The 19,359-nt window shown below is 56.0% G+C and carries 14 protein-coding genes and 4 pseudogenes; 2 read left to right on the top strand and 16 right to left on the bottom strand.

The window, feature by feature from the left end; all coding sequences use genetic code 11:
- Positions 1-688 precede the first annotated feature (688 nt).
- The 4 genes from H7A87_RS00765 to H7A87_RS00750 form a co-directional block, all read right to left on the bottom strand.
- The gene (locus H7A87_RS00765; RefSeq protein WP_119127268.1) at positions 689-1,126 is read right to left on the bottom strand and encodes a hypothetical protein; all 438 of its coding nucleotides are present in this window, start codon (positions 1,124-1,126) and stop codon (positions 689-691) included.
- Positions 1,127-1,414: 288 nt separating this feature from the next.
- Positions 1,415-1,774, bottom strand: a complete 360-nt coding sequence (locus H7A87_RS00760; RefSeq protein WP_119127266.1) for a hypothetical protein — start codon at positions 1,772-1,774, stop codon at positions 1,415-1,417.
- Positions 1,775-2,316: 542 nt separating this feature from the next.
- Positions 2,317-2,742, bottom strand: a complete 426-nt coding sequence (locus tag H7A87_RS00755; protein ID WP_147421054.1) for a hypothetical protein — start codon at positions 2,740-2,742, stop codon at positions 2,317-2,319.
- A 155-nt stretch (positions 2,743-2,897) separates the two neighbouring features.
- On the bottom strand, positions 2,898-3,374 hold the full coding sequence (locus H7A87_RS00750; protein WP_119127260.1) for a DUF4262 domain-containing protein: 477 nt from the start codon (positions 3,372-3,374) through the stop codon (positions 2,898-2,900).
- 249 nt (positions 3,375-3,623) lie between these two features.
- Between H7A87_RS00750 and H7A87_RS00745 the strand changes: the two genes are divergently transcribed.
- Positions 3,624-4,355, top strand: coding sequence for a carbon-nitrogen hydrolase family protein (locus tag H7A87_RS00745; protein WP_180496841.1), 732 nt, complete (start codon positions 3,624-3,626; stop codon positions 4,353-4,355).
- A gap of 343 nt (positions 4,356-4,698) precedes the next feature.
- On the opposite strand, the gene H7A87_RS20745 is transcribed toward H7A87_RS00745, so the two are convergent.
- The gene (locus tag H7A87_RS20745) at positions 4,699-4,947 is read right to left on the bottom strand and encodes a hypothetical protein (RefSeq protein WP_232087900.1); all 249 of its coding nucleotides are present in this window, start codon (positions 4,945-4,947) and stop codon (positions 4,699-4,701) included.
- A gap of 461 nt (positions 4,948-5,408) precedes the next feature.
- Between H7A87_RS20745 and H7A87_RS00735 the strand changes: the two genes are divergently transcribed.
- Positions 5,409-5,651: a hypothetical protein gene (locus H7A87_RS00735; RefSeq protein ID WP_167765687.1), complete on the top strand. Its 243-nt coding sequence runs from the start codon at positions 5,409-5,411 to the stop codon at positions 5,649-5,651.
- Positions 5,652-6,014: 363 nt separating this feature from the next.
- Here the strand turns inward: H7A87_RS00735 and H7A87_RS00730 are convergent, their stop codons facing one another.
- From H7A87_RS00730 to H7A87_RS00680, 11 genes and pseudogenes are all read right to left on the bottom strand, one after another.
- Positions 6,015-6,227 carry a hypothetical protein gene (locus tag H7A87_RS00730; protein WP_119127254.1) on the bottom strand — a complete coding sequence of 71 codons (213 nt, stop codon included), beginning with the start codon at positions 6,225-6,227 and terminating at the stop codon, positions 6,015-6,017.
- Positions 6,228-7,101: 874 nt separating this feature from the next.
- A pseudogene (locus H7A87_RS00725) lies at positions 7,102-7,956 on the bottom strand (RHS repeat-associated core domain-containing protein); the annotation flags it as partial.
- Complete coding sequence (locus H7A87_RS00720; RefSeq protein WP_147421053.1) at positions 7,949-8,386, bottom strand: hypothetical protein; 438 nt, start codon at positions 8,384-8,386, stop codon at positions 7,949-7,951. The pseudogene H7A87_RS00725 and the gene H7A87_RS00720, both read right to left, overlap by 8 nt.
- 217 nt (positions 8,387-8,603) lie before the next feature.
- A complete protein-coding gene (locus H7A87_RS00715) occupies positions 8,604-8,846 on the bottom strand; it encodes a hypothetical protein (protein ID WP_180496621.1) in 243 nt (80 codons plus the stop codon).
- Positions 8,845-9,483 (bottom strand): annotated as a pseudogene (locus H7A87_RS00710) (RHS repeat-associated core domain-containing protein); the annotation flags it as partial. The pseudogene H7A87_RS00710 and the gene H7A87_RS00715, both read right to left, overlap by 2 nt.
- A 461-nt stretch (positions 9,484-9,944) precedes the next feature.
- Positions 9,945-11,177: pseudogene (locus tag H7A87_RS20740) on the bottom strand (RHS repeat-associated core domain-containing protein); the annotation flags it as partial.
- A gap of 81 nt (positions 11,178-11,258) precedes the next feature.
- Positions 11,259-11,777 carry a hypothetical protein gene (locus H7A87_RS00700; protein WP_147421052.1) on the bottom strand — a complete coding sequence of 173 codons (519 nt, stop codon included), beginning with the start codon at positions 11,775-11,777 and terminating at the stop codon, positions 11,259-11,261.
- Between the two features lie 64 nt (positions 11,778-11,841).
- A pseudogene (locus tag H7A87_RS00695) lies at positions 11,842-12,999 on the bottom strand (RHS repeat-associated core domain-containing protein); the annotation flags it as partial.
- A gap of 43 nt (positions 13,000-13,042) precedes the next feature.
- Positions 13,043-13,405 (bottom strand): hypothetical protein, encoded by a 363-nt coding sequence (locus H7A87_RS00690; protein ID WP_147421051.1) that lies wholly within the window; start codon positions 13,403-13,405, stop codon positions 13,043-13,045.
- Positions 13,402-18,000: an RHS repeat-associated core domain-containing protein gene (locus tag H7A87_RS00685; protein WP_180496840.1), complete on the bottom strand. Its 4,599-nt coding sequence runs from the start codon at positions 17,998-18,000 to the stop codon at positions 13,402-13,404. The genes H7A87_RS00690 and H7A87_RS00685 overlap by 4 nt, the downstream gene beginning before the upstream one ends.
- Positions 18,001-18,511: 511 nt before the next feature.
- A complete protein-coding gene (locus H7A87_RS00680; protein ID WP_232087899.1) occupies positions 18,512-19,333 on the bottom strand; it encodes an RNA polymerase sigma factor in 822 nt (273 codons plus the stop codon).
- Between the last annotated feature and the right edge of the window lie 26 nt (positions 19,334-19,359).

Below are 19,359 nucleotides of genomic sequence, written 5' to 3'. Positions count from 1 at the left end.
CGCATTCGGTTTTAGCACACTGACAAAGTCGTCTGAAGTCATCTCTGGTGCGTCCGTTCTTATCTCTCGCCGCAGCCAAATCCCAAGACCTGCAATACGTGCAGGCGCTCAGCGTATCCAACCAATGGTCTGATCGATGTAGCACCTTCCCCGCATAATCAGGTGCTCCCGCATTACTTCCGTCTCGAACTCATGAACGGTGTCGCCGGGCTGCATCGCGCGCAGTAGTCCAGCTTCCTCCAGACTGTGCGAACCTAGCGCCGCAGCTGCCGCTGGAGGAGCAAGCGCTCGCCCCATCTTCTTGATGCCTGCAGGTAGCGGCTTACAGATGCCAGGTGTAACCAGAGGCGGCCGATGGATCGCAAGCACTACGCAACCGGCCACTACGCCTGCGAGTGCAATTAGCCAGAGCAGGAAACGAGTCGAGTTTGGTCTGTATGCCATAACTCTCTATTGTCCCTGATCGACGCAGAAAGCCATGAAGTCCTCGCCCCTTTTGCCTACCAGGAAACCTGCAATCTGCTGTATGGAGACGACAAAGCTCTCTCCTCACCGCAAGTACAGCAAATCTCGATTCACCCCTACTTACGATGCGCCAATGACGTAGGACGACGCGGTGACAGGCGAGCATGGTGTGATAGCTGGGACGTAGGCACTGCAATGAGGCAACTCCTACCTGAGCGAGTTGTCAGGCGCTCCGTTGATGCTTCCCAGCAAGAAAAGCAATTGCCTCCGGATCCTGGCTAGTGATGTGATCCGTGATGTGAAACACCTCCTTGCACCACGGATGCGTCAGCGCCTGGGTCCGGTCGAGCACGGCCCCAAGAAATGTTGCTTTGGACCATGGCGACTCTGCGGCATCGGTGAGCCCGACGTTATACGTCCCCTCGGTGGCCCAGAGGCGGAACGGAAATGCAAGGCGATCTGCTGACGAGGCCGATTCACCCCACTCGCCGAGGCTGATCAAACCGCTCATATGCTCCGGTTCGTGCCCGGGGGTGTACTGAAGGTAGTAAACGGCGTGCGCGTTACCGTCATCTGTAACGAAACGCGTGAGGCGAATAGTCTCTTTCCCGCAACACTCGCAGTAGGAAACGCTTGGTGGCTCGAACTCGATTGCGATCATGTAGTTTTGGCGCCTGACATCAGAGGTATGTCGCCCCGCACAGTGGCGACGGAAGGCTTCTGCGTTCGATAACATTGGCGCTTGAAACTCAAAGAACGCACTTTCAGGAATCGCAGCCCGATCGCGCCAACTGCCGGCCGAATCAGGCACGCGCTCCAGCCAAGCTTGGGGACGGCAGCGGTCGCAGAAGACGACAGGAATATCAATAAAAGTGTCGCCAGATACGTCATGAAGGACGAGCTCCTGAATTGAGCCGCGTCGCGAGGCGGGTTCGGCTTGAATGAATTGTCAGGCTTTCCAAGACAAGAGACCAGCAGCGATAAGCTTGAGACGCATCATGGCCTCCTCGGTGCCGAGCCTGCCGGCCTTGCCATAGCTGGCATGAGCCGCAGGGGCTTCGGGATGGAGATGAGCCAGAACGGTCTCGGCCAGTGCGCGATGTGGAGCTACGCGGGCTGCCAGCCGGCCTAGCAGCGCCTGGCCTGCAGCGTCGGACTCATGCCCGTCCAGCGCGTATGCCCAGTAAAAGTTATCGTACGCTGCACAGAAAGCTCCGAACGACAACGCACCGGCAGCACACTGCCGCACCAACTCATCGTGGTGATCGAGGGCGAGAACAAGTTCCGGCTCTGATGGGTAAGTGACCATATGCTCCAAAGGACCTAATGCCCGCGTCACCTCGCCGTCGCCGTGGAGGCAGTGCCGCTCACGTTACCTGCCATGCGACCGCCTGGATAGCGCCTCCAGCGCTTGTAGGTCACGCGTGGTCTCCAGTGGTGCGGTCCTTGAGCAACTGCCCAGTATAAGAGGCTGGGAACCGCTCGCGTATACCAACAGATCGGAGCCCAAGAGTGGAACGAACCCATCACTGACAAAATTGATTGAATCTTCCGCTGTTGCCTGGACACGGTCTCCTGGCTTCAGCTGACCTTTCCAGACCTTCAGCACGCGAAGCTCGACGAACTGCACAGCATCACGACCAAAACCGGGTGCCGCATAGCTCCTCTCAACATGCGCAGAGACCAAGTGCTGAGCAGAGGAGTAGGCCTGCGCCGTGGATTGCTGCCTACCGCATGAGATGGCCATGGCAGGCGCAGTGACGGCGAGGCAAGTAATGAGAACGGCGACTTTCAGCATGCTGCACACCAGTTGAAGAGATCTGTGCCGCGCCAAGGGATAGCTTGGATAAGTTAGCGCACAACAAGCGTGAACGCATCGCCGACCGTGGCGAATGGCTGGCCCAGCTGGAGCGCCCCACGCGCATCACGCGAGTGCGGCACAAAGACCTCGACTGACTCGCCCGACACATGCGCCAATCGCGTACAGATTGCATCCGTCTTGTCCTCCTGTCCGGGTAGCACCACAGACATCTCCATGCAAATGCCGGCGGCCCGGATGGCACCAAGACGGGCAGATTGCGAGAAGGACGCTTGAAGCAGCTCAACCATCTCCACCGATACGGAACGTCCAACCCCAAGGTCACCAGCCACCTGAGCAATTGTCCCATCTGGACGCATCAAGACACCGAATGGAATGAACTCGCCATGTGCCAGCAGCATGTACTCGGCGAATCCACGCGCCTCGTTATAGAGGGCATTCAGATCTTCGGAAGCCACACTACAGTCCTGATCTTGCCTGCTACGGGAGTGCAGCAACGCGAATGCTTGGCGATACGTTGGTCGCCGTCGATTGCTATAGGTGATCGAATCCATCGCCTGACAGTCTGCATCCGCCTCTTCGAGACCACCCAGCGGCCCTGGATGAAGGATTGTCAGTTGCCACTCGCGGCCTGGCCGAGTACCGGCTGGGCTGCACGGAACTCCGCACTGGACCGGGGGTGCCAGGGAAACAGACCGGACTTGGACGGCCACACAATCTGGTAAAGCGGAAAGTCGTCTCCCTGATAGTACCAGCGGGCAGAACCTACATGCTCGTAGTACTCCGACAATGGCACTTCGGCAAAACAGCAGGAATAGTGATTGATGAGGGCATCTGTTGGGTGTGACAGGTCGAGCGGTGCTCCGGCTTGCGCCGCATCCGCAACGATCGAGAGGATCTGGTGCGATACCTTTGAGGACAAGCCGAAGATGATTAATTCCGGGTGCCCAAACGTCTGGTACAGGCCAATGGTGAAGGAGTACCCAACCTGCTCGCCCTCTTCCATGATGTGGATGCAATGCCATCCATATTCGGCAACGTCATCAAGTAGCTGCCGCTCACTTTCGTCTACACCAATGCTGCTAACCATGCTTTGTGCCTGACTGCGACCCGACCGCCAAAGTGCGGTACGGCACTATCCTCGCCGAGCGGTTAAGTAAGGTCAATCTGGAATTCGCTTGCACAGCCCGCCGGATACACAGGGGAACGACGCACGCTCGCTGGTGCAGCGTGGCGTGGTACCTCGACTGGCACCAGGCCTGGTCTTTGAGCAGGTTCTGGTTACCCGCCTTTCGGAATCCGCTACGCTCAACCCCAATACGTGGACACGAGACAGGCAATGAAGCTGACAGCCGCGCAAATCCTTTCGACGCCTGACCAAATCGAAGAGAACATCAGCAAGCACCTCGATGTCATTCGCCTGGCGGCGAGCAAGGGTGCGGATGTGCTGGTCTTTCCCGAGCTGTCCCTCACCGGTTACGAACCAGCGCTGGCACAGGCCCTGGCGGTGCAGCTGGCTGATCAGCGCTTTGATCAATTTCAGCTGGCAAGTGACCGGTACGGCATGCTCATCGCCGTTGGCGCGCCCACGAAGGTAGCAAAAGGCACCGAAATCAGCATGCTCTGGTTCCAACCGGGGCTGGAGCGCACAAGCTACTCCAAACAGCAGTTACACCCCGACGAGTTCCCGTTCTTCACCCCTGGTACCGAGCAGCTTGTTCTCAGACACGCAGATCATCTGCTGGCGCCTGCCATTTGCTACGAGTCACTGCAGGCAAGCCATGCAGAACAAGCTGCAGCGTCAGGTGCTGGCGTGTATCTGGCAAGCGTGGCCAAGTCGGAGAGAGGCGTGGCATCGGCCTACAGCCACTATCCGACGATTGCAAAAACGCATTCCATGACTGTCTTGATGGCAAACTGTGTGGGCCCCGCCGACACCTTCCTAGGAGCGGGTCGGTCTGCCATATGGAGCAGTGACGGTGAGCTCGTTGGCAGCACTGACGCCTTCCAGGAGGCATTGGTGGCGTACGACACGAGGGATGGAGAAGCGAGCGTCTTCAGATTGGTTTGAGGTCCGGCCAAGACCAACGAGAGGCGGCTCTATCTGTGCGGTGACACTCGGCCGTCCCAGACGCCTGCTACGGCGGTAGGCGTGTAAGGTCATCCGCGGAGGCGGGTTCGGCGTGAACGCATTGTCTGGAAGCAATGACCTGCGGGTATAGGCTCTTTGCGCTGTTAAGCGCATCAGCCAACATCCCTACCTTGGACAGTAGCTTGCCGATATCCTGCTCAGGATCAGCGTAAAAATAATCGATGCAAAAGCGAAGTGACGTGCCAAACTGATCGCCGATGGGTGGAAGCGCGATGCTCCTGATCTGCATCGGCTCGCCTGCTCGCGCCAAATCGCGTACCCCTCAGGAAAGGAACTCGAGTGCCTTGAGGCCTTTCGGATCGCGCGTGATACCAAAGTTGACGGAGATGGCAAGCTCGTTGACCAAGCCTCCCTTTGTGCGCTTCAATGCGCCGAGCGGCAGGTCGGCATACGGAAGAAGACTAAAGTCGCTTTCCGTGACATCAGAAAGATCCACCTTGTCCACCGCTGCATCGGTAATGCCGGGAATTGACTCTATGGCGTGTTGCAGTTCTTTTACTTCAGGTGGCATTGCGGCTCCAGACGAATTAATCGAATGATCGTCGTCGAGGCGCTGCTTGCCGTCAATTGCTCATAGTCTTGGAATTCGCCGCCCACGGCGCGAAACAACGCCAGGAGATGAGATCAAACGCATATCTGTTGTCTTCCGGCATCGCCAGCGCTGTTGCGCCGGACTCGCACGATCATCTTGAGAGATGAAGGAGCCAGGCACCACCTATCTCGTCGAAGCACAGTGGTATAGAAAGGCCTTACGCGGTGCGCATGGCAAACAGGGGCGTGGCGCCATTCCCGCTGACTTAAAAGCAAATTTCTGAGTCAGCGGGCAATTTACGTCAAGGCGTGTAGCCCCACTGCGCGATGATGGCTTCCAAGATGGCTTGATTCGGTACGCTCGCGCCTGGACATGTCATCAGATATGCCCGGCGTGCCGCCGCCGTGGCTGACGGGTTGAAGGCCGGGCTCCATACCTGGATGGAATGGAAGGTTGCGATCGGCGCTGCACATTCTGGAGTCGGAGCACCGAAGCCGGACACGCTTGCCATGCAAAGAAAGACCGAGCAAGGATCTCCCGCCTGGGCGCGCGCTGGAGCGCTCAAGCCAAGGCTTAAAGCTGCAGCCAATGCAAAAGTGGTGGCAATGCTACGTAGGTTCATGATGAATACGTCCCTGATGGTGGTTGAAATGACGTGCTTGTCTCTGGGCGACCTGCGTTAAGCGTGGCTCAGCGAGAAAGCCCCTGACACCGCTTGCAATAGTGTCGGCTGGGTCACCGGATGTTCCGTCTTCGCCAAAAATGGCGGTGGTCAGGGTAGCATGTCGACCGCGCGCGGTGTGAGGGCTAGACACCGTCAGCTGGCCGCCGAGCCGAGATGCGCTGGTAGCTAGTCCAGTCCCGTGGCGCGACAGCTAAACGCCTGCTCATCCATCGCTCTCTTGCTTTTCATTGGCCCGGTCAATGTCCTGCAGATTAGAGACCTCAGCACACTAAAATGAGGCGGCATAAGCCAACTTTCATAGCAAGCTGCGTTGATAGAAGATTGCCAATGGATATCTATCAAAGCCAGAGTTAGACAAAGCCTATCTGCCATCAGGCTGCTTGACCATAAGAAAGCCAAGCGTGCACAGGATGACACCCATCACGGCAAGGCCGATGACAACCAACTGCCGGATCTCGTCGCTGGGCGAAGGAGCCTTGATTAGGCCCCTCAAGAAAACCAATGCGGCAACCGCCAATAATATGAGACCGATTTTGCTATAAGCGTTGATCAGGCCACTAAGAGAAGGGCGCATCTTCTTATTCTTCCATTAAGTCCTTTTTGTAACCAGCAGTGAGCGTTGGACTACTACTGTACGAAAGCCCCGCGCCCCGGGCTCCTGGATCATTCAACGAAGTCGAGTCCAGCATAAAGATAGTAGCCACGTTTACATTGCGGATGCGCCATGAAGAGATGAGAGGTCAGGTCGAATCATTAGATTAACCTGACCCCATTCCTTGTGGCCTCATCGCCTCGTGTAAGGTGCAGCTCAGCTCCTGCGGCGCATTACGCCACAGCTAGAAAGTGGCCGCTGCATGTGCGCGGCGCACTTTGTTTTTTACAGAGAATCTGTGTGTAGAAGTTTGACCTTACTAACCTCACTGCTTGAAGTATTTTAATATTTTGGCAGCAATCCTCTGCCATACGGTGCCACCGATTACGAAGGGAATCGCGAACGATTTATCTGCGGTGCCAAAGCTTATCAAGACGCAAACCAGACCACTAAAGAATTTCAATCTTATTATTCTTCGTGTTCCATGAAACAAGCTTCATGACTCCAGGTGGCCAAGGCTGCGACGGCGGGAAATCTGGCGGCAAAGCATGCCAGGTCACGTGTGTCGCACACACCGTCTTGTTCACTAGCTGGAACTCTTGCATTTTTTTCTCTCTAAGCCCTTTCTTGACTGCAGCTGGCAATTTTTGATCTACCCCATAGAAAGTCTGGCATGCCTCGCGAGCAAAAGCGCTTGAAGTGAATGAAGTAAATAAAATCAAAATCCATAGTCTTCGCATTTTCTAGACTCCCGACGTTTGACAGCTTCACGAAGGTTGCGCATGGCGTTTGCATCCAACTGGGCTTTCTTCTTAATTTTTGAGATGCAATCAATAGTAATAGCATCAGCTTTACATTAGTTTTCATGAAACTCCCGCGCGTAAGCCTCGCTATCAGCAGCATGATTTTGGGGCCAAGGAGCAGCCCCGAGTGGGCGACCTAAACAAGCGCCCGGATGAAGATCGTTTAAAAATTTCTTGTGCTCTTCTTCATGGCGCTGCGTACATTCACGATCGCAACCAAAGTTGCAGTTACTTACCATGAACCCTCCTTTTCCGTCGCAGGTCGTTAGACCCAGTTGGCCCGCGCAAGTTTTGGTGTCCCAGACAGCTTCCAGTCCAAATGGATCATAAAACCGAGTCGGTGTACCTAACGAATATAAGTAAGAAGAAATCCCTCCTCTCAATCCAATCGGGTCACTCTGCCCGTACCTGCCTGCCGCCGCGTCGTAGTCACGAAAGTAGTTCTGATTTAACCCGCTCGCTGCATCAAATCGCTGCCCTGGGAACCGCATGTCGAAGACCATCGCGATGCCATCCCCATCCGGATCCTGGTTGGGTGCGGTGTTGCCAAAGGCTTCGCCCTTCAGGCTCCAGTTCCACACGGCAACGTCACGGGCGGCATCGACGACGACGCGTGGGCTGCCGAGGTGGTCGGGTTCGATGTAGTGCAGTTGACCGCCGTTGGCCAACAGGCCCACCGGCAGGTCATCCAGCCAGATCGCTTGTTGCTTGGGTGCACCGTTAGTGTCGTAGTCGCCGAGCCAATGGCCGGCCTCAACGTAGAGCGTATAGGTGTTGGTGGTGCCCAGGTAGCGACGTACTTGCTCGCCTAGGCCGTTGTAGCGGTAGTTCATGACCGCGACACCCGCGCGCTTGACCTGGGTCATGCGGCCCATAGTCTCGTACAGGTACTCGCTTGCCTTAGAACCTGACACCGCTCTTGGTTTTCTTGAAATTAATACCTACAACTAAACCGATCATGCCTCCAACCGTCCAGCCACCAAGAACTATGGCGATCATGAAATGCAAGAAAAACCAACTCCCAACTCCGCTACGTTTCATCTCACCTATCAGCGAAGTGTATCCAGATGATGCGATTGAAACAATTAGTATTGCTGCCAGCCCACATAAACCACCTATAAAAATCCCGACACCTAAGGCCCCTAAGACTGTGCGAGACGTTCGGAAAACCAGGTAAGGAATAAAGATCAAAAGAAATGAAAACATTAATTTGTATTTAATTGCCATCTCATTGTTTTTGACTATAAAAGAGACGCTGTATGGCCACATCAAAGAGAAAAGTAAATACATCGCGGAGAAAAAAATCCCCGCCCAAGCTAACTTTTGAGGTAATGACATCACTTTCCCCCATCTACACATGACTCAGACCTTTCTTTATTTCGGGCTTCGTTCAGTATATCTGCCAATCGCCCAGGAAAAATCCTATATTTTACAACCCCATATCCTGACATTACGGAAGAGGTCGAGGATGCACAAGAAAAACCTCTGTTATCGCCGAGCTCTTCTGCTTCTATTTTAAATCTTCTCTCTTGGCTTGCGGTAGTATTAAGAACGATCACCTCAACGCTACTTCCTGTACTCTTTTGGTAATCAACGTAACTTCTAAGGCTAGCCCCTCCATCAACACCTTCAAAGACTCCACCACTACCTCTAGTTTCTCCCATATAGGACCCGGCGGGATCATGTAGAAATGGGGGGCTCCGTTTTCTGAATCTGTTAACATGGCAGTGTGCGAGCCGATCCCAAGATCGCGGGTAACGATGACATGTTTTTTGGCCAAACCTGTCAGAAGCGACAAGGGGTTTTCCTAAGGCGTATTGATAAGTGGAAATTCCGCTGTTAAGCCCAATCGGATCACTTTGCCCATACCGGCCTGCCGCCGCGTCATAGTCACGAAAGTAGTTCTGATTGAACCGCTCGCTGCATCAAACCGCTGCCCTGGGAACCGCATGTCGAACACCATCGCGGTGCCGTCTCCATCCGGATCCTGGTTGGGTGCGGTGTTGCCGAAGGCTTCTCCCTTCAGGCTCCAGTTCCACACGGCAACGTCGCGGGCGGCATCCACGACCACACGCGGGCTGCCGAGGTGGTCGGGTTCGATGTAGTGCAGCTGACTGCCGTTGGCCAGCAGGCCCACAGGCAGGTCGTCCAGCCAGATCGCTTGTTGCTTGGGTGCATCGTTGGTGTCTTAGCCGAGCCAATGGCCGGCCTCGTCTTAAAGCGTATAGGTGTTGGTAGTACCCAGATAGCGGCGTACCTGCTCGCCTCGGCCGTTGTAGCGGTAGTTCATGACCGCGACGCCTGCGCGTTTGACCTGGGTCATGCGGCCGGTGGTGTCGTACAGGTACTCGCGTGCCTTGCCGCCAATGGTGAAGGGTTTTGCCAAACTTTTCGTAGGCGCGCGCCACGCCTGCCATCGCACTCAGACGGGTGCTACGGATGTCCAGGCGAGCTATTAATTTCGGTTTGCAATAATAAACTCCCTCTCCATCGGAAACCCATTCAATTCCATAAATCCAGTGAGACTTGTACGAATGCTCGAGCAAAAGCATCATTCTTTTTTTGCAAAATCGATAGCTAATCGAATAAGGTGATTTTGCAGGCCCAACCTCTACCCACCCTCTTTTTAAAGCGAGGCTCCTAAAATTCGCTAATGGAGGAGCCTTCCCAGGACTCAAATGAATGTTACTTGACAGACCGCCGGCAACGCTGACTCGATCAAAAAATTTTATGGGTGTTCCTCCAAAGCTCTGCGCAAACGAGTCGATTTCAGCTTTTAACGTACTGATTCCGGGCTTTCCGGACAAATCAGTAGCTTTAGACTTCTCTGAAGACAAATAGATGCCGTAGGCTAGACAGGCACAAATGGCAGCAAAAAAGAAATAATTTAGTATTTTCACCATTCCCATCCCCAACCATCGTTGCTGATAACCTCACCTTTTTCACCGCCAAATCCTCCGGCACCACGACCTTTACTGATAGAAACTCCCGTACCCACTCCGATTTCGGTGGTAGACCCAGCTCCAGGTGAGTAGCTACATGCCCCGCCGAGCGGTCCATACGCTCCAAACCCGGCCAATCCAGGACCGGTGAAAAGATTATTCAATTGAGCGTCGCTTGGACGCCCTTCACAGTCGTTAACCCATCCCACGCTGGCTGAAATTCCTGCGGATATCGAATGGGGATATATCTTTGCTAACCCCTTACTCATATAGATTCGACCATTCCTTCCCCGCGTGAAGGAAAGGGTACCGGGACCATAATTTAATGATACTTTTACGAAATCAGGGCCCCTAAGATTTACGCCATCTTCCCAAGAGAGTCTGTGCCCTCCGTTATTAAAAGAGCCGACCGACTCCAGGCCTAATAGATCAAGCATTGCGTATGGATTTGCAGAGACATATGAATATGTACTTATGTCAGCTGCTATATCAATCGGATCACTCTGCCCGTACCGACCAGTGGCCGCATCGTAATCCCGGAAGTAGTTCTGATTGAACCCGCTGGCCGCATCAAACCGCTGCCCTGGGAACCGCATGTCGAACACCATCGCGGCGCCGTCTCCATCCGGATCCTGGTTGGGTGCGGTGTTGCCGAAGGCCTCGCCCTTCAGGCTCCAGCTCCACACGGCGATGTCGCGAGCGGCATCGACGACCACACGGGGGCTACCGAGGTGGTCGGGTTCGATGTAGTGCAATTGACCACCGTTGGCCAGCAGGCCCACCGGCAGGTCGTCCAGCCAGATCGCTTGTTGCTTGGGTGCACCGTTGGTGTCGTAGTCGCCGAGCCAGTGGCCGGCCTCGTCATAGAGCGTATAGGTGTTGGTAGTGCCCAGATAACGGCGTACCTGCTCGCCGCGGCCGTTGTAGCGGTAGTTCATGACTGCAACGCCTGCGCGCTTGGCCTGTGTCATGCGGCCAGTGGTGTCGTACAGGTACTCGCGTGCCTTGCCGCCGATGGTGAGGGTGTTGCCCATCTTGTCGCAGGTGCGTGCCACGCCTGCGACTGCGCTCAGGCGGTGGTTGGTCGCCGCATAAGTGTAGGCCTGGGTGGCACCGCCGACCTCGCCACTCAGGCGATTGCCGGTGCCGTCGTAGCTATAGCCATTCATTCCAGTTGTGGTGCCGTCGGCGGGATAGAGTAAGCCGGCCGAGAGCGCAAAACGGTGTCACCTATCAAGTGAATCTGACCCGTTTATTGCTACGCGAAGTTATATTTCCTCAGACCCAGAGACTTCACGAGACCCTTTGCAGTCTTCCGACCATCCAAGTGGGCTCACCAGTCCAAAACGAAGAAAGTAGTTAATTATAAATCTTTTAGACGGCTTTTTAATTTCAACAGAGCCACTTTCCAAAACACCAACGCAGCCTGTTTTTCCTAAAAGATCAAACAAACCTTGCGAATAGAAGGCCTCGAATTTAACCGGGCCAACATGAGATACCGCGCTAGCCGGCTGAATAAAAATCGAAGTTACTTCTCTACCAACTGTATCACTATGCAATGAAGGAGATCGACTTGCCTTTGAAACTATTAATTGAATTCCATCACCGTCAACAGCTTGATGACAGGCACTTTGCGCTTCTGCAATCTCGCTACGGATTTTCGACCTAGGTTTACATCTCATTTCATCCAGGACAACGCCAGCTCTAATGTTTGATTTTGTACTATTACATCCACATAAAGAGATCACGCTAATTATGGCAAAAAGCGCCCTACTCATTGCAGTCATTAGACCCCGTTTCAATCTGATCCTTGGCGGCTTCTGTCCGCCTCCCTGCTTCTTCATAAATTTTTTAGTTATTGCGTGCACTATAAAATATTCCTTTAGTCAGATGGAGACCTTCGTGGACGATAGTGTCATACAAATCGACGCGCTGAGCCGGAGAAAGGCTTTGCAAGTATCGATCATCCAGCGTTATCGTCCTCTTTAAGTAGTTTGTGTAGCCCACCTCATCACCGCCAAGATCTCTAACATTTAACCGACCAGGAAATCTTAAATCCAACTCTCTCCTCTTAGCCAAAGCAAATAGAAAATCAACGTCATGCTGGGTGAGGCCTAGAAGATCGATAAGAGTCACTGGAGTGCCTGAAACATAGGTATATGTATTACCTCTGCCATCCAATCCAATCGGATCACTCTGCCCGTACCGACCAGTGGCCGCATCGTAATCGCGGAAGTAGTTCTGATTGAACCCGCTGGCCGCATCAAACCGCTGCCCTGGGAACCGCATGTCGAACACCATCGCGGTGCCGTCTCCATCCGGATCCTGGTTGGGCGCGGTGTTGCCGAAGGTGTTGCCGAAGGCTTCGCCCTTCAGGCTCCAGTTCCACACGGCAACGTCGCGGGCGGCATCCACGACTACACGCGGGCTGCCGAGGTGGTCGGGTTCGATGTAGTGCAGTTGACCGCCGTTGGCACAGGCCCACCGGCAGGTCATCCAGCCAGATCGCTTGTTGCTTGGGTGCACCATTGGTGTCGTAGTCGCCGAGCCAATGGCCGGCCTCGTCGTAGAGCGTATAGGTGTTGGTGGTGCCCAGGTAGCGACGTACCTGCTCGCCTCGGCCGTTGTAGCGGTAGTTCATGACCGCGACACCTGCGCGCTTGACCTGGGTCATGCGCCCGGTGGGGTCGTAGAGGTACTCGCGTGCCTTGCCGCCGATGGTGAGGGTGTTGCCCATCTTGTCGTAGGTGCGTGCCACGCCTGCGACTGCGACTGCGACTGCCCTTAGGCGGTGGTTGATCGTCGGATAGGTGTAGGCCTGGGTGGCGCCGCCGATCTTGGCACTCAGGCGGTTGCCAGTGCCGTCGTAACTGTAGCCATCAATCACCGCCTCGGTAGCGCCATCCTTGAGCGCGGTGAGCCGGCCCAGCGCGTCGTAGTCCAGAAGAAGTTCTGGTGCTGGGTTGCCGGCCGGCGTCAGAGCAGTGAGGTACCGATTGGATCGATGCCAATTCATCTTCCCACGGCCCCTCCACAGTTCTGAATGGATTATCTACTCAGGAAAAGGCCACTTCTTATGCCAGGGCAATTCGCACCCTAACCATTCTGTACCCCCAGAAATAATTTTTTTGATCTTTTCATATTTACCAAGCACCTTGGGATGAAAAATTCGATCTGAATTTAAAAACTCAATTGAGTTTTTCAGAATGGATTTTTCTTCCGAGCTTTCTTTTATTTCAATAATACACTCATGTTCGTCATCAAATAAAGTCCATATCCAGTACCCGATCGACTTAACCGCACCATCCTCAGTTTCTTTTGGCCAATTTTCCTCAAATTCATTTGAGGAAAGTCGGTTTTCATCTAGCTTCCGCAGCAACTCAATCCCGATATTTCTAGCAGAATGGTCGATCACTGAGCACCTCGACATTTTACAAAAGCATTCAATGCTTCAACGTGCTCTGTTATTGCACCAATCCCTGCTCCAATAATACCTGCCTTCTTAACTACTGTTCCTATTCCGAGTCTACCAATAGTTCTCCCGACTCCATTTCCCAGGTAGCGTCTGGAGTAACTCGTGTAACGCCCGCTGGGACCTCCACCTGCCACCCCACCACGCGGCTTAATTGCTGACTTATTGACCACTTGCGCCGATCCACCAAAGATTGCGGAACCGGCGCCAAATCCCACAATCGAATTAACTGACTCTTCCATAGAGTAAGTACTTAGAGCAGCATCAAGACAGTCTTCCTTTGGTTTATCTTCACAAAGACCAGAAGGATCTAGGTGGCTAACTGGGCTTCCTTCAACATAAACGTATGTACCAACTCCTGCTTTTAAGCCAATCGGATCACTCTGCCCATACCGACCAGTAGCAGCATCATAGTCACGAAAGTAGTTCTGATTGAACCCGCTGGCTTCATCAAACCGCTGGCCTGGGAAGCGCATGTCGACCACCATCGCGGTGCCGTCTCCATCCGGATCCTGGTTGGGTGCGGTGTTGCCGAAGGCTTCGCCCTTCAGGCTCCAGTTCCACACGGCAACGTCGCGGGCGGCATCCACGACTACACGCGGGCTGCCGAGGTGGTCGGGTTCGATATAGTGCAGTTGACCACCGTTGGCCAACAGGCCCACCGGCAGGTCATCCAGCCAGATCGCTTGTTGCTTGGGTGCACCGTTAGTGTCGTAGTCGCCGAGCCAATGGCCCGCCTCGTCGTAGAGCGTATAAGTGTTAGTGGTGCCCAGGTAGCGACGGACTTGCTCACCCCGGCCGTTATAGCGGTAGTTCATGACCGCGACACCTGCGCGCTTGACCTGGGTCATGCGCGCGGTGGTGTCGTACAGGTACTCGCGTGCCTTGCCGCCGATGGTGAGGGTATTGCCCATCTTGTCGTAGGTGCGCGCCACGCCTGCGACTGCGCTCAGGCGGTGGTTGGTGGTCGGGTAGGTGTAGGCTTGGGTAGCACCGCCAACTTTGGCGCTTAGGCGATTGCCGGTGGCATCGTAGCTGTAGCCGTCGATCACGGTATTGGCGGCGCCGTCTTTCAACGCTGTCAGCCGGCCCAGCGCGTCGTAGTCCAGACGAAGTTCTGGTGTTGGGTTGCCGGCCGGCGTCAGCGCAGTGAGGTCGCCAACGGCGTCGAAGCTGAAGCCGATTTCCAGGCCGCCTGTGCGGCTGTCCTGAATGCTCTGGGGGCGGTAATCCTGATCGTACCTGCGCGCCAACTTGCGGCCGTTGCCGTAGGTCCAGCCGGAGGATGGGCCGAACGGATAGTAGGTCGCTCCGCTCAGCAGACGTTGGCGGCTGCCGCCTTGTGCCGTCACCCCAACCTCGGTCGTCTGGCCTTGCGCGTTGCGGACATAATCGACCATGGTGCCGTCCGGGTAGACCATCGACCGAAGGCGGCCGCCGGGTGTGTAGTCGTAGCGCAACACCAACACCTTGCCGTTGACCGTCTGCACCTTGCGCACCACCTCGCCGAAGCGGTTGTAGCAATACTGGGTGGTACCGCTGCCATCCTGGAGCTTGGCCAGGCGCCCGACGGTGAACGTCTCACCGCTGGCGCACACGCTCTGCGTGACGTCATAGGTATAGCTGACATTGAAGGCGGCGGTTGGGTAGCTGATGCTCAGGACACGGTTGAGCGCGTCGTAGCCATAGGTGGACGTGGTGCCGCGTGCATCGGTCTGCGAGGCGCGGTTGCCGGCACTGTCGTAGGTATAGCTGGTGACGCCGGTATCCGGGCTGGTCAATTTCAGGATATCGCCGAAGCCGTTGTACGTGTAGCGCGTGTCCAGACGCTTGGGGTCCTTGACCTGCAACGGGCGATCCTGCGTGTCGTAACCCACGTTGGTTTCAGCCTTGATTCCGTCGACATCCTGCAACGTACGCTTAAGTCGGCCGAGTGGGTCGTGCTCTTGCAGCGTGCTACGGCCAAATGCGTCAGTGATCAAGCGCAGGTTGCCGTTTACATCGTAGGCGTAGTCGGTGGGATTTGCGGCCGCGTCCGCCTGCGTCTTCAATTGGCCCAACTGGTTGTAAATACGGCTCAGGCTGCGCTTGAGCGCGCCTTGCGCGTCCTTGGTCTGCTCCTCTAGACGATTGCCGGCGTTATCAAGCACGTAATGGAGGGTGTTGCCCAGCGTATCGGTGACATCGGTGAGGCGTTGGGCCTGGTCGTAGACAAACGTGGCGTAACTGCCGTCGGGCTGTGTGATGCGCTTGACCAAGCCGGTGGGCCAATACTCGAACGTGGTGACGCGATTTTGCGCGGAAGTCGCGCCATGCACCGTGGTCGATGCCAACCAACCACGCGGGTGGTAGCTGTAATCAGTCAGCACCCCGTTTTCGTCAATGGCAGAAAGAACGCGGCCTGCTGCGTCATAGCTCAGATTCTCGCGGATCTGGCCGCGGGCGTTGATGGTCTGCTTGAGGTCGCCCTTACGGTACAGGCACGGTCCAGTGCCGGTCTCGCACCCGGCAGCATCGATTGGGTAATAGTTGTAGGTCGTACGGTCGTCGATATCCGTGCGCGGGCCATCGATGGACTTCAGATAGCCCAGGACCGGGCAGGTGCTACCTAGTGCGGCGACGTCAGATGCCTCGCAGTAGCTGTACGCCACATCGCGCCTCTCGCTGGACGTTGCGCCAATTGTCGATACTTGAATGGGCTGAAGCCGATCATTGCGAGTGTAGGAAATGGTGCGTCCAGTGCTTTGGATCGAAAGCAGCCGGTTGGAGCCAGCAGTCGTCCGGGTCGTAGTTGTACGTTCTTGCGGAAGTCCAGAAGCCTCCTGGACGGTATGGACACTGATATCCACGCCATTTTCGGTCAGCTCCGAATAGCTATGCTTGGCCTGCACCCCAAGCTTGTCGGTCGCAGCGCTGAGCCTCCTGCGATAGTCGGTCGCCTGATCGTAATAGGCGTAGCTCATCGTGCCGTCGCTTCTTGCCATGGATGCGACCTTTGGAGATTCGCCGCCCGCGGTGGTCATCGTGTAATCAACCGTGTTGCCTAGGGAATCGGTGACCGCGGTGACGGTGGGCGAATATGCGAGCGTAACGCCATCGGCACCGCCGGCGTGCTGGCTAGAGATTGCGCGACCGGCAGCGTCATAGGCGAAAGTACTGAAGCGCTTGCCGTCTTCAGTGGTGACGCCGGTCAGATGCCGGGGAAAGCGCGTGTCCTCGTAGTGATAGGTCCGGCCATTGCCATCGGCATAGTTCACGGTAACCAAGCGGCGTTGATCGTAGCCGTAGCTGGCAAGCTTTACGCCGCCGGAGACGACGCCAGTGATCAGGGCGTCGTCGCTGTCGTCGGCGTACACCATTTCGATGGAGCGACCCTGCAGCGAGGCGATGCTTTGCAGCCGGCCGCGCGCGTTGTATGCATACACTAGCCCGCTGCCGTCCTCTGCCATGCGCGAGATCAGCTTTCCCTGGGCATCGAAGGTGTAGATGGCGTCCTGGCGATACAGTACCCATTGATCGCCATTGGCGGTGATGCGCTCGCCGGAGGCATTGGCAGCGCGATAGTCCGAGCCCACTTTGCGGAACGGCACGGCGTAACCGCTACCCTCCACCAGGCCCACCGCGTCGCCCTGAACCGTCAGATGAAGGCTGTGCGAGAAAGTCCAGCCTGGTCCGAACCCTCCAGTGTTCAGTGCAATGCCCGAATGGTAGTAACGCGTCAGGGCAAGCCAGCCTAGATCGAAATCGCGCTCGGCCTGGAATTTCTCGCCGGTCTTGACGTCGCAGGGATTGCCGACCATGCCGGAGTTGCCGCCGCTGTTCTGGCTGCCGCCTGGCTGCCCCTCGCATTGCGGGGCGGTGACTTCGATGGTCGCGAAGATCGCCTTGTTTGCGCAGGCTTGTTCGCTGATAAACCAGTTAGTATAGGGCTTGGGACAGTCTGACCGCTTTGTTCGGGTCATGTACATGCCGAAGTCATAGGTATCGCTACAATCGGCAAGAAATGTATGCGCGGTGTAAGACCTGGACTGAGTCTCCATACCTAGGTCGTACTCTGGATATGGGCCTGCGCCCGAACCCCATCCGCCTTGTGGGGCAACGGACGAGCTTCCACACTGGGGTACCTGTTCGGTCAACTTCTGGACTAACACCGCAACGGCTTCTTCTTCTGTAGGGCTCTTCGCCGTACTCAAGGCGATAAAGTAGGTCCAATTTTCGTCCTTCGCCTTCTCGCGTCCCATCCAATAGGTGATCAGCGTCTTTCCGTCTTCCCTGACTATCTGGTCCTTGATAGTGTCGACGTACTGATAAGCATCCGGCGCGTACTGCGGCCCAGGAATCGCCTTGATCGCGGCCTCTGCCTGCCCTTGGGTGTCGTAGACGCCGCGAGACGCTCCTTGCGCATCGCGCACAAGAAATTGCTGTTTCTTTTCTTGAGCAGATACGAGTGGGGAAGCCAAGAAAAGACAGAGCGTCGCCATGAGAAGCACAAGGCGTGCAGAACCAGACTTTTTCTGGTTGCAGTGTGTAGTGGTCATTGCGAGTCCTTGCAAGAAGTCAATCGATCCAATCGAGTCAATGCTGCAGACGGCGACGTCTGCCTGGCCGCCCATCGGGCTGATCCGGTGCGATCAATCTCCTCGCAGGGCATGCTGGCCGCATGGGCAATGCTCTTCATCATCCCTGAGAGACGCAGCGCAGAAAACGGGATACACACGTGTCGCATACGACAATCCTTGTCAGCACAAGCAGCGATCATAGGTGATGGTCCCCAGGGTGACAACCGTCTTTTAAATTCCTAGCGACTTCAGGCGGTCAACTTAAAAAATACAACCAGCCTGGCATTTCGTTGCACCTTCCAGACAAATTAAAGGCTGTTTAAAGACAGCGCGATCTTAAGAGCCAAGTGCAACGCGTGATGCAACGGCGAGGATTCTCTTCCATAGCCGCCGCTGGCATGCCCTATCCCAGTGTCTAACGAAGCGCTCGCTCATCAGTTCAGCCAAGTTATTGAGGCATCGCCGATCGGCCTTCGACATTTCTACACACTTAGGTGGAACTGGCTGGTATCGTGCGGACGCATGTCTCGGAGACTGCGTCAAGTTGAGTTTTTAAGTGAACCTGCTGCCGTTCTCTACCCACAGCAGCACTGCACGCGGCCAGTGCGCGGCTGATGTGCTTTTCCACCATCTTGATCGAGATACCCATGGCTGCGGCCACTTGCGGGTAGGTGAGGCCGTCGATGCGGTTGAGGACGAAGGCCTGGCGGCATCTGGGCGGTAGTGCGGGCAGCGTGTGGGTGTGCAGGTGCTGCAGGATGCGGCGGGCGGCGGCGATCTGGTCGACGTCGGCGCCGTCTGCGGCCAGTGGTGCGATCAGGTTCAGTGCGACGTGGGCGTTGGCGTGGCGGCGGTGGCGCGTGCGCCAATGCTCCAGCACCACGTTGTGGGCAATGCGGTACATCAGCAGTGCGTAGTCGCCGATGTCGGGCGCGTCGCGGTAGGCCAGCAGGCGGAGCAGCGTTTCCTGGGTGAGGTCGTTGGCGATGTCGCGGTCACGCAGGCGCCGGCGCATGTAGGCGAGCAGGTCGGCATGCAACAGGCCGATGGCCTGGTCGAAACGCGCCCTGCCCGCTGCCGGCTCTTCGCGTACGCGCCAACGCGTGGTGTGGCGTACGCGGGTGTAGCCGCGCATAACTGCGACGCGCGGATGTGCAACGTACAGCGTGCGTGTAGTGGCGGTTGTGCCTGAGTCGCTGCGCCGATGCCAGGCGGTGCAGGTAGTGGTCGCGCGTTCGGCTGGTAGCGGCATCCAGTTGTTGCCGAAGCGCGGGGATGTGCCGATGGTGCCGGCCAACGTGTCATTCACCATGCGGATTCTCCAACTGCGGGGTGCAC

The sequence above is a fragment of the Xanthomonas sp. CPBF 426 genome, from assembly GCF_903989465.1.
In the GTDB taxonomy this organism is placed as follows: domain Bacteria; phylum Pseudomonadota; class Gammaproteobacteria; order Xanthomonadales; family Xanthomonadaceae; genus Xanthomonas; species Xanthomonas euroxanthea.
This window is presented reverse-complemented; position numbering and strand designations above follow the sequence as displayed.